Origin of the sequence: Saccharothrix longispora (assembly GCF_030852425.1) — a bacterium.
Classification (GTDB): Bacteria; Actinomycetota; Actinomycetes; order Mycobacteriales; family Pseudonocardiaceae; genus Actinosynnema; species Actinosynnema longispora.
Genome location: NZ_NSDM01000001.1, coordinates 505,428 through 518,780, shown reverse-complemented (window position 1 = coordinate 518,780; position 13,353 = coordinate 505,428). Strand labels below are relative to the sequence as shown.

The window sequence follows — 13,353 nt, the reverse complement described above, 5'->3', positions numbered from 1 at the left end:
GACCGCCTGGCCGTCGGCACGCGGAGGCAGGGGCTCCCGCCCGTGGTCGCCGACGTGACCGGCCGACGTGGCCGACCGGTCAGTCCAGCGTGAACGGGTCGTACTTGATCCTGTCCAACGGCGTCCCGGCCACCAGCATGCGCGACACCGTCGCCCGGATCATCGAGGGCGACCCGCACACCAGCACGTCCCGCTCCTGCCACGTCCCGTACCGGGTGACGACATCGGCCAGCGTGCCCTGCTCCACCCCGCGCGCCCCCGGGTCGGACTCCAGCACCGGCACGACGGTCAACCACGGGTTGGTCATCGCGAACCGCTGGAGGTTGTCCAGGTCGTACAGGTCCTCCCGCGTCCGACCGCCCATGAACAGGTGCACGCGCGGGTTCTCGCCCCACTTGGCCATCTCGTCGATGATCGCGTGCATCGGCGCCACCCCCGTGCCGCCGGCGACCATCAGCACGTCGCGCCCGGCCTTGCGGTCGACGGACAGCCGACCCATGGGCGGGCCGATGCGCCAGACGTCACCGGGCTGGGTGTGGCCGACGATGGACCGGCTGACCCAGCCGCCCTCGACCGAGCGGATGTGGAACTCGATGATGCCGTCGTCGCGCGGCGCGTTGGCGGGCGTGAAGTAGCGCCACAGGCGGGCGCGCTGGGGCGTCTCGACGCTCACGTACTGCCCGGCCCGGTAGTTGACCGGGTGGTCCGGCTGGAGCCGCACCACGGCCAGGTCCCAGCTCACCCGCTGGTGCTCCAGCACGGTGGCGTGCCAGTACGCGGGGCCGTCGTCCGCCGCCGCGGCCTCCTGCATCGCGCGGGCCATGATCGTGTACGCCTCGGCCCAGGCCATCTCGACCTGCGGCGTCCACGCGGGGCCGGCGAACTTCTTCACCGCGGCGAGCAGCGCCGTGCCGACCGACTCGTAGTGCACGTTGACGACACCGAACTTGCGGTGGTCACGGCCCAGTTGGCGCAGGAACGGGATCAGGTCGTCCGGCCGGTCCACCATCTGCACGACGTGGACGAGCGCGCGCAGCAACCGGCTCCGCTGGACCTCCATGTTCGCGGGGAACATCTCGCGGGTCGCGGGCGCCAGGCTGAAGAGCATGCCGTAGAAGAACTTCGCGACCTCTTCCTGGCGCGGCTCCACCACCGCGAAGCTCTCCCGGATCATCCGCACCATCGCGGTGACGCCAGGAGGAGGTTCTCGGTGCGGAGGGCTCGGGATGGGGCTCAACACAGCGTTCGCAGTCATGGTCCGGGCGCAGTCTCCACGTTTCCAGCGGCGCCAGCAAGGCGCTACCTCGTCAAGCTTCCATCCCCGACGAGGGGACCCTAACCCGTCGACTGGCTCGTTGACTCCTTGATGCCACCTTCGAGTGCAGTGCGATTACCAACAGTCGTCAACCGCTCCGGCCAACGGGTGGCCATTCCCCCTCACTTATACCGAACGCGGGGCTTCCGGCCCACTCTTCCGGGTAGGGCATTCACGCGCGGTTCGGACGCGGCGCGCACCGAACCCGCGCCGGGACGCGGGACCGGGCGGAGCGCGGACGATCACCGGACCGGCCGAAGCCGGCCCGCCCGGACACGGTTCCCGACCCGCCCTGTGGATTCCCACCTGCGGATTGTGGACAAATCGCGTGACGATGTGGACAACCGCCTGCGACATCCGGGTGACGCGTCAGGCCGGGTCCTCACGCTCGGCCGCGCTGCGCTCGACGCAGAACTCGTTGCCCTCGGGATCGGCCAGGACGACCCACCCCTTGCCGTCGGGCGTGCGCCGGTCGTCGACCAGGGTCGCGCCCAGGCCCAGCAGCCGCTCGACCTCGGCGTCGCGCGGCCCGTCGGGCTGGAGGTCGAGGTGCAGCCGGTTCTTCACCGCCTTCTCCTCCGGCACCTGGATGAACAGCAGCCCCGGCCCGGACGGCAGCTCGACCAGCGCCTCCGGGTCGCCCGGCTCGTCGTCGTCGCCCACCGGCCGCCCGGTGACGGCGCTCCAGAACAGGGCCAACCCGTACGCGTCCCGGCAGTCGACGGTGATGTGGTGCACGAGGGAGGTCATGCGGAGATCATCACGCCCGTGCCCGTGCGCCGCACCGGATTTCCGGGTCGGCCCTACCGGCGTGGCCCACGTCACCCACTTCGGTTAGGTTGAGCGGAACAGGCTCAACTTTTCTGACGTTGATCAGGATGAGAACCGGTGCGCGCCACCGGCCCCGGCGCAGGAACACCCGACCGAGGTGAGGAATGGACGCTTTCAACCCGACCACGAAGACCCAGCAGGCCGTCTCCGCCGCCGTGCAGGCGGCGACCGTCGGGGGCAACCCGGACGTCACCTCCATCCACCTCCTCGGCGCCCTGCTCGCCCAGGGCGACGGCCTCACCGCGCCCCTGCTCTCCGCGGTCGGCGCGGACCCGAAGCAGGTACACAAGGAGCTGGAGCAGCTCTCCCGGTCGCTGCCCGCGGCCAGCGGCTCGTCGGTCACCGCCCCGCAGCTGTCGCGCGACGCCCTCCGCGTCCTGGGCAAGGCCCAGGAGCTGGCCACCGGGATGGGCGACGAGTACGTCTCCACCGAGCACCTCCTGGTCGGCCTGGCCCAGCACGGCGCGCAGGTCGCCGACCTGCTCAAGCGGCACGGCGCCACCCCGGACGCGCTGCGCGAGGCGTTCACCCGGGTCCGCGGCTCGGCGCGGGTCACCAGCCCCGACCCGGAGGGCACCTACAAGGCGCTGGAGAAGTTCGGCGTCGACCTGACCGAGCGCGCCCGCAAGGGCGAGCTGGACCCGGTCATCGGTCGGGACACCGAGATCCGCCGCGTCGTGCAGGTGCTGTCCCGGCGCACCAAGAACAACCCGGTGCTGATCGGCGAGCCCGGCGTCGGCAAGACCGCGATCGTCGAGGGCCTGGCGCAGCGCGTCGTGGCCGGCGACGTGCCCGAGTCCCTGAAGGGCAAGCGCGTGGTCGCCCTCGACCTGGGCGCGATGGTCGCCGGCGCGAAGTACCGCGGCGAGTTCGAGGAGCGGCTGAAGGCCGTCCTGAAGGAGATCACCGACTCCGCGGGCCAGGTCATCACGTTCATCGACGAACTCCACACGATCGTGGGAGCCGGCGCGACCGGCGAGTCCGCCATGGACGCGGGCAACATGATCAAGCCGATGCTGGCGCGCGGCGAGCTGCGCATGGTCGGCGCTACCACGCTGGACGAGTACCGCGAGCGCATCGAGAAGGACCCGGCCCTGGAGCGCCGCTTCCAGCAGGTCTTCGTCGGCGAACCGTCCGTCGAGGACACCGTCGGCATCCTGCGCGGCCTCAAGGAGCGCTACGAGGTGCACCACGGCGTGCGCATCACCGACGCCGCCCTGGTCGCCGCCGCGACCCTGTCCGACCGCTACATCACCGCCCGCTTCCTGCCGGACAAGGCGATCGACCTGGTCGACGAGTCCGCGTCGCGGCTGCGCATGGAGATCGACTCCCGGCCCGTCGAGATCGACGAGGTCGAGCGCGCCGTGCGCCGGCTGGAGATCGAGGAGATGGCGCTGGCCAAGGAGTCGGACGCGGCCTCGGTCGAGCGCCTCGCCGCCCTGCGCGCCGAGCTGGCCGAGAAGCGCGAGGCCCTGGCCGGCCTGACCGCGCGCTGGCAGAACGAGAAGGGCTCGATCGAGAAGGTCCGCGAGTTCAAGGAGCAGCTGGAGCAGCTGCGCGGCGAGTCCGAGCGGGCCGAGCGCGACGGCGACCTCGGCCGTGCCGCCGAGCTGCGCTACGGCCGCATCCCGGCCCTGGAGAAGGAGCTGGAGGAGGCGACCCGCACCACGCAGGACGCCGCCGTGATGCTCAAGGAGGAGGTCGGCCCGGACGACGTGGCCGACGTGGTCTCCGCCTGGACCGGCATCCCGGCCGGCCGCCTGCTGGAGGGCGAGACGGCGAAGCTGCTCCGCATGGAGGACGAGCTGGGCAAGCGGGTCGTCGGCCAGGCCGAGGCGGTGCGGGTCGTGTCGGACGCCGTCCGCCGCACCCGCGCGGGCGTCGCCGACCCCGACCGCCCGACCGGCTCGTTCCTGTTCCTCGGCCCGACCGGCGTCGGCAAGACCGAGCTGGCCAAGGCGCTCGCGGAGTTCCTGTTCGACGACGAGCGGGCGATGATCCGCATCGACATGAGCGAGTACTCCGAGAAGCACTCGGTGGCCCGGCTCGTCGGCGCGCCCCCCGGCTACGTCGGCTACGACCAGGGCGGGCAGCTCACCGAGTCCGTCCGCCGCCGCCCGTACAGCGTGGTGCTGCTCGACGAGGTGGAAAAAGCTCACCCGGACGTGTTCGACGTGCTGCTCCAGGTGCTCGACGACGGCCGCCTCACCGACGGCCAGGGCCGCACGGTCGACTTCCGCAACACCATCCTGGTGCTGACCTCGAACCTCGGCTCGCACGCCCTGACCGACGTCACCCTGGACGAGCGGCAGCGCCACGACGCGGTGATGGGCGTGGTCCGGGGCCACTTCAAGCCCGAGTTCCTCAACCGGCTCGACGACGTCGTGGTGTTCCACTCGCTGGCCACGGAGGAGCTGACCTCCATCGTGGACATCCAGGTCGAACGCCTCGCGCAGCGCCTGGCGCAGCGCCGGCTGACCCTGGAGGTCACCCCGGCGGCCCGCGACTGGCTCGCGCTCAACGGCTTCGACCCGGTGTACGGCGCCCGCCCGCTGCGGCGGCTCGTGCAGTCGTCGATCGGGGACCAGCTGGCCAAGGAACTGCTGGCCGGCGAGGTGCGCGACGGCGACGTGGTCAAGGTCGACGTGGTCGCCGACCAGTCCGGCCTGATCGTCGGCCGGGGCTGAGCCCGGACCGGACCCCGACCCCACCGGGGTGTGATCCACGCCCCGGTGGGGCCATCCGGGTAACAGCTTGATCCGTTTGCGCGTGCCGCGCCGCCGGTGATCTTCGCTCTGGCGGCGCGTCCCGCTACGCTCCCACCGTGGGCATACCGGCGTGGGTCTGGTTCACCGTCGCCGCGGTCGCGGGCGTCGCGGGGTTCGCCCTGCTCGCCACCGACCGGGCGCAACGAACCGCGCGTAACCGTGAACGTCGCAGATGGGCGGCGCTGCGCGGCTGGCAGTTCGAGGAGACCGACCACGTGCTGCCCACCCGGTGGGAGAGCGGCGCGATCGCCTACTACGGCGCGGGCGTGGCCAAGGACGTGGTGGCGGGCTCGACCTTCACCGCGGACGGCCGCCGCCAGGTCTACGTGCTCGACCACGAGACCGGGGGCAAGGTCAACTCGGTGCTGGTCGGCGTGCGCTGCCGGCGCGCGCTGCCGGTGGTGGTCGAGCTGTGGCTGCCCAGCGTGCCGTTCCAGCGCGACCAGATGCCCGACCTGCTCGGACCGGTCGGCTCGCGGTACGCGTTCGTGAGCGAGCTGCCCGCCGCGCGCAAGCTCATCACCCCCGACCTGGTGGACGCCGCCGAGGAGATCGGCGCCGACGTCACCGTCGTGTGGCTGGAGAACGACTGGGTGATGGCCGCCGCGCCGCCCGGCTCGACCCCGGCCCGCATCGAGCGGCTGCTGCGCGACCTCGGCGAGCTGGCCGACGTCGTCGACCCGTTCGACGCCGAGGACGAGCCCGGCGCCGAGATCCACCGACCGCAGTTCGGGGGGAAGTCGTGACACCGCCCACCGCCCTGGTCACGGGTGCGTCCTCGGGCATCGGGGCCGCGTTCGCGCGCCGCCTCGCCGCCGAGGGCCACGACCTGGTGCTCGTCGCCCGCGACGAGGCGAGGCTGGAGGAGACGGCGGCCAAGCTGCGCGCCGCGCACGGCGTGCGGGCGCGGGTGCTGCCCGCCGACCTCGCCACCGACGCGGGCCGCGCCGCCGTGGCCGACTTCCTCACCGCGCACGAGGTGGACCTGCTGGTCAACAACGCGGGCTTCGCGCTGTCCTCCGAGTTCCTGGAGGCCGACCCGGCCGCGCTGGAGTCCCAGTTGGACGTGAACGTCCGCAGCGTGCTGCGGCTGACCAGGGCCGCGCTGCCGGGCATGGTGGCGCGCGGCCGGGGTTCGGTGGTCAACGTGTCCAGCGTGGCCGGTTTCCTGCCGGGCCGCGGCACCACCTACAGCGCCGACAAGGCGTGGGTGACGGCGTTCTCCGAGGGCATGGGCATGGCCACCGCGGGCACGGGCGTGCGCGTGATGGCGCTGTGCCCGGGGTTCGTGCGCACCGAGTTCCACCAGCGGGCGCGGATCGACATGTCGACGACGCCCGACCTGCTCTACGTCGACGTCGAGCGGCTCGTGCACGACGCCCTGGCCGACCTGCGGGCCGGCAAGCAGCTGTCCATCCCCGGTGCCCAGTACAAGGCCATCACGCTGGCCGCGCGCCTGATCCCGCGCGCCCTGCTGCGCAGGCTGGCGTCCCGCGTGGCCGGTGGTCGGGGACGCACCTAGATCGCGTGGAACCCGGACGCCGTTCATCCCGTCGGACACGACGAGGTGAACAGGGGAGGAACCGTCCGTGGGTGAACAGTTCAAGGTGGAGCCGGCAGAGCTCCGCGGGTACGGGGAGCTGCTGACGCGCAACGCGCAGCACTTCGCGACCATCAAGGAGCACGCGATCGCCAAGGGCGGCGACACCTCCGGGTTCACCGGCCTGCTCTCGCTGCTCCAGCCGATCGTCACCGGGGTCGCCGACCTCTACGGCGAGACGCTGGACTTCGCGAACCGGATGATGGTCAAGGAGGCCGAGGGCCTCGCCGAGGCCGCCGACATGTACGAGCGGAGCGAGGAGATGGCGATGAGCCACCTCGACCGCGTGCTGGAGCGGCTGGCCGAGGTCTCGCCCGTGCCGGTGCTGGGTGGTGACGGCAGGTGACCGCCTACGCGGACGTCGAGGACCCGTCGGTCGCGCTCAACGCGGCCGCGGAGGACCGGCCCGGTCGCCAGTCGACCAGGGAGCTGATCGAGAAGGCCGGGTGGAAGATCCAGGGCGTCAACTGGATCTACGAGAAGGTCACCGGCGAGAACCTCGTCGAGTCGCTGATCAACCCGCTGCTCGGCGACTTCGAGAAGATCGACGCGAACGCCACCGCGTGGGACGGCGTCGCGAAGGCGCTGGACGCGGTGCGCAACAACGTCGGCGCGGGCGTCGGTCAGCTCGGGCCGCACTGGGAGGGTGACGCCGCGCAGGCGTTCGAGACCCGCATGGGCACGATGTGGGCCGTCGCCATCGAGGCCGACTCGCAGGTCGCGCGGATCATCGGCAACCAGTTCCAGTCGACCGCGCAGACGTGCCGGACCGCGTGCGGCCTGGCGCTGACCCTGCTCGACATGCTCGTCGGCAAGCTGATGGAAGCCGCGATGACGGCGTGGATCCCCGTCGTCGGCTGGGGCCGCGCGGTGTGGATGGTCTACGACGCCATCCAGATCGTCGACGCCATCCGCAAGATCATCATCTCCATCGAGACGCTCATCGAGGGCGTCAAGGGCATGGTCGACGGCATCGTCGCCATGGGCACCGCGCTGACCAAGCTCAAGGACGTGCGCGACGTCAACGACCTGCTCGACGTGGTCGACGACTACCAGGACGGCAGGCAGAAGTACGACGACGGCGCGTCGGCCGCCAAGTCCGGCGCCATCGGCGTCGGGCTCGGCGCCTACTCGCTCGGCAAGGCGGGCACCGCGGCGAACGGCCGCTACCAGCAGCCGCCGCCGTCGGCACCGCCCCCGGTGCCGGCCGAGTCGGGCGCCGGGGGTGGCGGGCAGTGACGTTCCCGTACGACCGGGCGCGGCTCGACGGGCTCGTCGCCGACGTGGAGGCGCGGATGGCGGCCGTCGAGCGGACCGCGCGCGAGGCGAGCCGGGTGCAGCTGCGCTCGCGCGGCCTCACGCAGGCCGACTTCGCGGAGATCTCCCGGTTCGCGAACAGCCCGGGGGCGCCCCGCGAGCTGAAGGAGCTGGCGCGACGCGTGGACGCGGGCGAGATGTCCTGGGAGGACGTCGCCTCCGGGCGGGCGGTCGACGACGAGGGCGTGCAGCGGGCGCTCCAGGCCGGTGTCCCCGACCTCCGGCGCGCCTACACCGCGATCCAGGAGGGCGACGACCCGGAGGACGTCGTGTCGGCGGGGTCGCCGCGCCCCGGTGGCCGGGGCGATGACGACGACGAGCCCGGCAGGTTCACCGAGGACGCCTGGTAGCGCGGACCGACCTGCCGTCCGGTCAGAACGGCAGGTCGATCGGGCCGCCACCGGCGTGGTTGGTGCCCACGCCGCGCACCACGTCGTGGGCGATGGCGGCGGCGATGGCCAGGGAGCGCACGGGTTCCGGGGTGCCCGGTCGGAGGCGGACGGTGTCGCGGCGGACCTTGCGGCCCTCCCGCTCGGTGATCCGGCGGGTCGTGAAGCCGGCCGCGTCGCCCAGCGAGGCGAGGCGGTCGCCGTTCGCGCCGTAGAGGCCCGCCGCGCCCCGGCCCTCGTTGCGGACCGACCCGATGAGCGCGCCGTCGGGGGCGAAGACCTGGACCGGGGGACGGCCGGCGCCCTTGGTGACGCGCAGCACCGGGTGCCCGCGGTCGGCCACGACGAGGTCGAACCTGGTGCGGCCGGAGAAGCCGGTGGCGCGGAGCAGCCTGCGCAGCGGTCCCAGGCCCGCGCGCTCGGCGACGGTCGCCAACGGGGTTCCCCGCTCGTCGCGGACGTCCATCCGGAAGCGGGTGCGCAGGAACAGGCTGCGCGCCGTCCACGGTTGTTCCAGCAACAGGGTGTGGGCGCCGGGGAGGGTCACGGTGTGCCAGCGTACGGCCCGGTGTGACAGTCTTGGGACCCGTGCGAACTGATGTGGTTCTGGACGCCGCCGCCAAGGCCGAGCTGGCGCGGTTGGTGAACGAGTTGGCCGTGGTGCACGGCAAGGTCACGCTGTCCTCCGGCAAGGAGGCCGACTACTACATCGACCTGCGCCGGGCGACGCTCCACCACGCGGCCGCGCCGCTGATCGGCCGGCTGCTGCGGCAGCTCACGGCCGACTGGGACTACGTCGCGGCGGGCGGTCTGACGCTGGGCGCGGACCCGGTGGCCACCGCGATGATGCACGCCGCCGCGGCGTCCGGCGAGGTGCTGGACGCGTTCGTCGTGCGCAAGTCCGCCAAGCAGCACGGCATGCAGCGGCAGATCGAGGGCGTCGAGGTCGCCGGGCGGCGCGTGCTCGCGGTCGAGGACACCTCCACCACCGGCGGCAGCGTGCTGACCGCCGTGGAGGCGTTGAAGGCGCACGGCGCGACCGTCGTCGGCGTCGCCACCGTCGTGGACCGCGGCACGGGCGCGCGCGAGGTCGTCGAGGAGGCGGGGCTGCCGTACCGGTACCTGCTGGACCTCGCGGACCTGGGCCTGGCCTGACATGACCGCCCTGGTCCTGCTCCTGGTGATCGTGGCGATCCTCGGTGCCGGGGTCGCCGTGGGGTTGTCGCGCCGGAAGCGGAACCCGTTCACGGACCAGGCGTTCGTGACCGAGTGGGAACAGCGGATGCGCGCGCTGGAGGCGTCCCTCGGGTGGCGGTTCGTCGCCGAGGACCAGGGTTTCCAGGAACGCGTCCCGCAGATCGGCCGGATGCTGGAGGCGGACCGGAGCCGGGTGAAGTTCCAGCTCGTCGGCCACTGGCGCGGCGTGCCGGTGCTGGCGGTCGAGGTCGTGCTGCGGACGGACGACGTCGCCACGTCGGCGTACCGCACCTACTCGGTCGTCGTCGTGCCGCGCCCCATGCCCGGTCCGTGGGTGCTGATCAGCCCGCGCGAGGACAGCGCGTGGACCCTGTTCGAGCAGTTCGTGCCGTCGGGCGACCCGAACTTCGACGCCCGGTACGAGGTGCGCCGCCGCAACCCCGCGTTCGCCGGCGCGCTGCTGTCCTCGGGCCTCACCCAGGCCCTGCTCCAGGACCCGCGCGCGCAGGGCGTCGCCATCGCGTTCGACGAGCACGCCCTGGCCGCCGCCGTGCCGGCGCCGCTGCTCCAGGCGCCGTTGGGCCACTTGGCCGACCTGCTGCTGGACCTCGCGGGCAACGTGCCGTGGCAGGCCCTGCCCAGGGGCTGAACACCCTTCGTGTTTTCCGCGCGCGCGGCCGCCCGCGGGCCTACCCTGGTGCAGGGAGGTGCAGCTGTGGTCGCGCGCGCGTTCGCCGAGTTGGTCATGGTGGCGCACTTCGGTGTGCTCCTCTTCCTCGTGGTCGGCGGGTTCCTCGCCTGGCGCTGGCCGCGGGTCCTGTACTGGCACCTGGCGATGGCCACGTGGGGCCTGCTGGTCGTGCTGTTCCCGATCGCCTGCCCGCTGACGTGGCTGGAGAACGGCTTCCGCACCGCGTCCGGCCAACCGCCGCTCGCCAGCGGCTTCATCGACACCTACATCGACGGCGTGCTGTACCCCGACTCCGCCGCCCGCCTCGTGCAGGTGCTGGTGGCGCTCGTGGTGATCACGTCGTGGGTCGGCTACTACCTGAGGCGGCGCACGGGGAACACCACGTCGGCGCGCACGCCGGAGACGTGCCGCTGAACCGGCCCGACGGTCTGCTCGGCCTGCCGGGCCACCGGGAGGCCGGCGCGGAGTCCGACACCGCCCCTGCGCCGACCCGACTACGATCCCCGGGTGCCCCAGGTCAAGCTGGAGGGTTTCCACGCGGTCAAGCACGCCGTCCGGTTCGGGGCCCGCGTGGAGCGGGTGGTCGTGCTCGACCGGGACTCGGCGCTCCGCCTCGCGCGGTCGCACGCGCCCGACCTCGTCGCCGTGTTCGGGGCGGCCGAGGTGGTCCCGGTGGCCGAGTTCGAGCGGGTCGTCGGGCGGACCCACCCGACCGGGGTGGGCGGCGTGGCCGCCGGGCCCGTCGGGCCGGAGGTCCGGCGGGACGCGCCCGTCGTGCTGCTGGACAACCCGCGCAACCTCGGCAACCTCGGCGCGGTCGTGCGGGTGGCCGCCGGGTTCGGGGCCGGTGGCGTGTGGTCGACCGGGGACGTGGACCCGTGGCACCCCACGGTGGTCCGGGCGGGGGCCGGGCTGCACTTCGCGGTGCCCGTGGCCCGGTTGACCGGTGGGTTGGAGGACGTCGACGGGCCGGTCGTCGCCTTCGACGCGGGCGGGGTGGACGTGCGCGACTTCCGCGTCCCCGACGACGCCGTGCTGGCGTTCGGCTCCGAGCGGCACGGGTTGTCGGACGCGGTGCGGGGGCGGGCGGACGTCGTGGTGTCGCTGCCGATGCGACCGGGCGTGTCGAGCTACAACCTGACCACCAGCGTGGCCATGGCCCTCTACCACTGGGAGCTGTTCCGGCGGGATCGGTGAGCAGTGGGCACCCTGGTGGGGTGAGCACAGCGGAGATCCACGCGGCACGGGCGGGAGCGGCGGAGCGGGCCGTGCTGTCGCGGCACGTCCGCCGGCTCTGGGGACTGCCGGGCACGGCGCTCGGCGTAACCCGGTGGCCGGTCGGCCTGGCGGGGCGCGCGCACGTCCGGTTCGGCTACTGGTGGCAGGCGCACCTGCTCGACTGCGTCCTCGACGCGCAGCTCCGCGCGCCGGACGCGCGGCGGGTCGCGTTGGCGGGGCGGCTCGTGCGCGGCATCCGGCTGCGCAACCCGGGCGGCTGGGTCAACGACTACTACGACGACATCGCGTGGCTGGGGCTCGCGCTCCAGCGCGCCGAGCGGGAGGTCGGGATCTCGCGGCCGGGCGCGCTGGCGACCATCGCGCGGCGGCTGCGCGGGGCGTGGACCGACCACGCCGGCGGCGGCATCTGGTGGAAGGTGGACGACGACTTCAAGAACGTCCCGGCGAACGGGCCGGCCGCGATCCTCCTCGCCCGCCTCGGCGAGCCCGACCGCGCCGCGGCCACCGTGGACTGGATCGAGGAGCACCTGCGCGACGAGGGGACCGGCCTGCTGTGGGACGGGCTGCACGTCCACCCCGACGGGACGGTCCGCGAGGTGGAGCGCAACCTCTACACCTACTGCCAGGGCGTCGTGCTGGGCGCCTGCGTCGAGCTGGCCGGCCCGCACGACGACCGGGCGGCGCGGATCGTCGACGCGGTGGCCGACCACCTCGCGGTCGACGGAGTGCTGCGCGGGCACGGCGGCGGTGACGGAGGGCTGTTCGGCGGCATCCTGGCCCGCTACCTGGCGCAGGCGGCGCTGCGGCTGCGCCGGCCGCAGGCGGCTCGCGCGGCGGACCTGGTGCTCCGGTCCGCGGAGGCGGTGTGGGCGAACCGGACCGCGGCGGCCGGCGGCCCGGTGTTCGGGCCGGACTGGGCGCGGCCCGCGCGGTCGCCGGCGGGCGACGCGCCCGAGCGCGACCTGTCCGTCCAACTGGGCGGGTGGATGGCGCTGGAGGCGGCCGCCCTCCTGGAGCGCGACGGGGTCGGGCGGCGCTAGTGGCAGCCGCACGACCGCCGGTGCAGCAGGGTCGGCGGCAGCCGGATCGTCTGGGGCGGCCGGGTCGGGTCCCCGATGCGGTCCAGCAGGAGCCGCACCGCGGTGCGGCCGATCTCCTCGACCGGCTGCGCCATCGTCGTCAGCGGCGGGTCGACCAGCTCGGCCCACTCCACCTCGTCGTAGGTGACCAGCGCCAGTTCCGAGCCGATCCGCACGCCGTGCGCGCGGGCCGTGCGCAGCACCTCCACCAGCACCTGGTGCCCGCCCACCACGACACCGGTGACCCGTCCGAGCAGCGGGTCCAGCGCGGGGGCGACGATCGACTCGTCCCACGCCAGCCCGGCGCGGCCCAGCCCCAGGCGGTAGCCCAGGACGCGCTCGTCGGTGGTGGCCAGGCCCGGCGTGCCGCTGACCAGGCCGATCCGCCGGTGGCCCAGCTCGGCCAGGTGCCGGACCAGCGTGGACGTCGCCTGCACGTTCTCCGGACCGACCTGGTCGGTGTCCTGCGCGACGGTCAGCCGGTCCACCAGCACGGTCGGCACCTCCAGCCGCCGCAGCTCGGGCAGCGCGGCCGAACCGGACGTCGGCGTGAGCAGCACCCCGTCCACGCGGCGCGAGCGCAGCATCCGCACGGCGGCCTGCTCGGACTCGGCGTCGCCGCGGGTGTCGATCAGCACGAGCGAGTACCCGGCGCGGGTGGCCTCGCCCTCGATCGCCGCGATCAGCTCGGCGAAGTACGGGTGCGACACGAGCGACACGGCCAGGCCGAGCGACTTCGTGCCGCCGGTGACCAGCGAGCGGGCGATCGCGTCACCGGTGTAGCCGGTCTCCTCGATCGCCTCGAGGACGCGTTCCCTGGTGCCGGGCGCGACGGGTCTCGTCTCGTTGATCACGTGTGAGACCGTGGTGATGGAGACGCCGGCGAGACTGGCGACCTCCCGCATGGTGACCATGGACTCGTCCCCG

15 protein-coding genes are annotated in these 13,353 nt (G+C 73.3%); 11 read left to right on the top strand and 4 right to left on the bottom strand.

Annotated elements, in window-relative coordinates; translation table 11 throughout:
- Positions 1–79 precede the first annotated feature (79 nt).
- On the bottom strand, positions 80–1,183 hold the full coding sequence (locus CKY47_RS02735; RefSeq protein WP_306743986.1) for an FAD-binding oxidoreductase: 1,104 nt from the start codon (positions 1,181–1,183) through the stop codon (positions 80–82).
- A 501-nt stretch (positions 1,184–1,684) separates the two neighbouring features.
- The gene (locus tag CKY47_RS02730; protein ID WP_306743985.1) at positions 1,685–2,065 is read right to left on the bottom strand and encodes a VOC family protein; all 381 of its coding nucleotides are present in this window, start codon (positions 2,063–2,065) and stop codon (positions 1,685–1,687) included.
- A 185-nt stretch (positions 2,066–2,250) separates the two neighbouring features.
- Between CKY47_RS02730 and clpB the strand changes: the two genes are divergently transcribed.
- The 6 genes from clpB to CKY47_RS02700 all read left to right on the top strand — a co-directional run bounded on the left by clpB (position 2,251) and on the right by CKY47_RS02700 (position 8,181).
- On the top strand, positions 2,251–4,833 hold the full coding sequence (clpB, locus tag CKY47_RS02725) for an ATP-dependent chaperone ClpB (protein ID WP_306743984.1): 2,583 nt from the start codon (positions 2,251–2,253) through the stop codon (positions 4,831–4,833).
- A 137-nt stretch (positions 4,834–4,970) separates the two neighbouring features.
- The gene (locus CKY47_RS02720; protein WP_306743983.1) at positions 4,971–5,660 is read left to right on the top strand and encodes a TtfA family protein; all 690 of its coding nucleotides are present in this window, start codon (positions 4,971–4,973) and stop codon (positions 5,658–5,660) included.
- On the top strand, positions 5,657–6,436 hold the full coding sequence (locus tag CKY47_RS02715; RefSeq protein WP_306743982.1) for an SDR family NAD(P)-dependent oxidoreductase: 780 nt from the start codon (positions 5,657–5,659) through the stop codon (positions 6,434–6,436). The genes CKY47_RS02720 and CKY47_RS02715 overlap by 4 nt, the downstream gene beginning before the upstream one ends.
- Positions 6,437–6,503: 67 nt before the next feature.
- Positions 6,504–6,860, top strand: coding sequence for a hypothetical protein (locus CKY47_RS02710; RefSeq protein ID WP_306743981.1), 357 nt, complete (start codon positions 6,504–6,506; stop codon positions 6,858–6,860).
- Positions 6,857–7,753, top strand: coding sequence for a WXG100 family type VII secretion target (locus CKY47_RS02705; protein WP_306743980.1), 897 nt, complete (start codon positions 6,857–6,859; stop codon positions 7,751–7,753). Before CKY47_RS02710 ends, CKY47_RS02705 begins: the two co-directional genes overlap by 4 nt.
- Positions 7,750–8,181 carry a hypothetical protein gene (locus tag CKY47_RS02700; RefSeq protein WP_306743979.1) on the top strand — a complete coding sequence of 144 codons (432 nt, stop codon included), beginning with the start codon at positions 7,750–7,752 and terminating at the stop codon, positions 8,179–8,181. Before CKY47_RS02705 ends, CKY47_RS02700 begins: the two co-directional genes overlap by 4 nt.
- 22 nt (positions 8,182–8,203) lie before the next feature.
- Here CKY47_RS02700 and CKY47_RS02695 read toward each other — a convergent pair whose 3' ends face one another.
- Positions 8,204–8,767, bottom strand: a complete 564-nt coding sequence (locus CKY47_RS02695; protein ID WP_306743978.1) for a hypothetical protein — start codon at positions 8,765–8,767, stop codon at positions 8,204–8,206.
- 53 nt (positions 8,768–8,820) lie between these two features.
- Between CKY47_RS02695 and pyrE the strand changes: the two genes are divergently transcribed.
- The 5 genes from pyrE to CKY47_RS02670 all read left to right on the top strand — a co-directional run bounded on the left by pyrE (position 8,821) and on the right by CKY47_RS02670 (position 12,387).
- On the top strand, positions 8,821–9,375 hold the full coding sequence (pyrE, locus tag CKY47_RS02690; RefSeq protein ID WP_306744529.1) for an orotate phosphoribosyltransferase: 555 nt from the start codon (positions 8,821–8,823) through the stop codon (positions 9,373–9,375).
- Between the two features lies 1 nt (position 9,376).
- Positions 9,377–10,066, top strand: coding sequence for a hypothetical protein (locus CKY47_RS02685; protein WP_306743977.1), 690 nt, complete (start codon positions 9,377–9,379; stop codon positions 10,064–10,066).
- A gap of 66 nt (positions 10,067–10,132) precedes the next feature.
- Positions 10,133–10,522 carry a DUF2784 domain-containing protein gene (locus CKY47_RS02680; protein WP_306743976.1) on the top strand — a complete coding sequence of 130 codons (390 nt, stop codon included), beginning with the start codon at positions 10,133–10,135 and terminating at the stop codon, positions 10,520–10,522.
- Positions 10,523–10,615: 93 nt separating this feature from the next.
- Complete coding sequence (locus CKY47_RS02675; protein WP_306743975.1) at positions 10,616–11,305, top strand: TrmH family RNA methyltransferase; 690 nt, start codon at positions 10,616–10,618, stop codon at positions 11,303–11,305.
- Positions 11,306–11,325: 20 nt separating this feature from the next.
- Entirely contained in the window at positions 11,326–12,387 is a 1,062-nt protein-coding gene (locus CKY47_RS02670) for a glycoside hydrolase family 76 protein (RefSeq protein WP_306743974.1), read from the top strand.
- Here CKY47_RS02670 and CKY47_RS02665 read toward each other — a convergent pair.
- A complete protein-coding gene (locus tag CKY47_RS02665) occupies positions 12,384–13,340 on the bottom strand; it encodes a LacI family DNA-binding transcriptional regulator (protein ID WP_306743973.1) in 957 nt (318 codons plus the stop codon). The genes CKY47_RS02670 and CKY47_RS02665 overlap by 4 nt on opposite strands.
- Positions 13,341–13,353 lie beyond the last annotated feature (13 nt).

What these genes read in the sequence shown, in the direction of transcription:
- CKY47_RS02735 (WP_306743986.1), bottom strand. Translation starts at nt 1,183, where the DNA reads ATGGTGCGGATGATCCGGGAGAGCTTCGCGGTGGTGGAGCCGCGCCAG.
- CKY47_RS02685 (WP_306743977.1), top strand. Translation starts at nt 9,377, where the DNA reads ATGACCGCCCTGGTCCTGCTCCTGGTGATCGTGGCGATCCTCGGTGCC.
- CKY47_RS02665 (WP_306743973.1), bottom strand. Translation starts at nt 13,340, where the DNA reads ATGGTCACCATGCGGGAGGTCGCCAGTCTCGCCGGCGTCTCCATCACC.
- CKY47_RS02730 (WP_306743985.1), bottom strand. Translation starts at nt 2,065, where the DNA reads ATGACCTCCCTCGTGCACCACATCACCGTCGACTGCCGGGACGCGTAC.
- clpB (WP_306743984.1), top strand. Translation starts at nt 2,251, where the DNA reads ATGGACGCTTTCAACCCGACCACGAAGACCCAGCAGGCCGTCTCCGCC.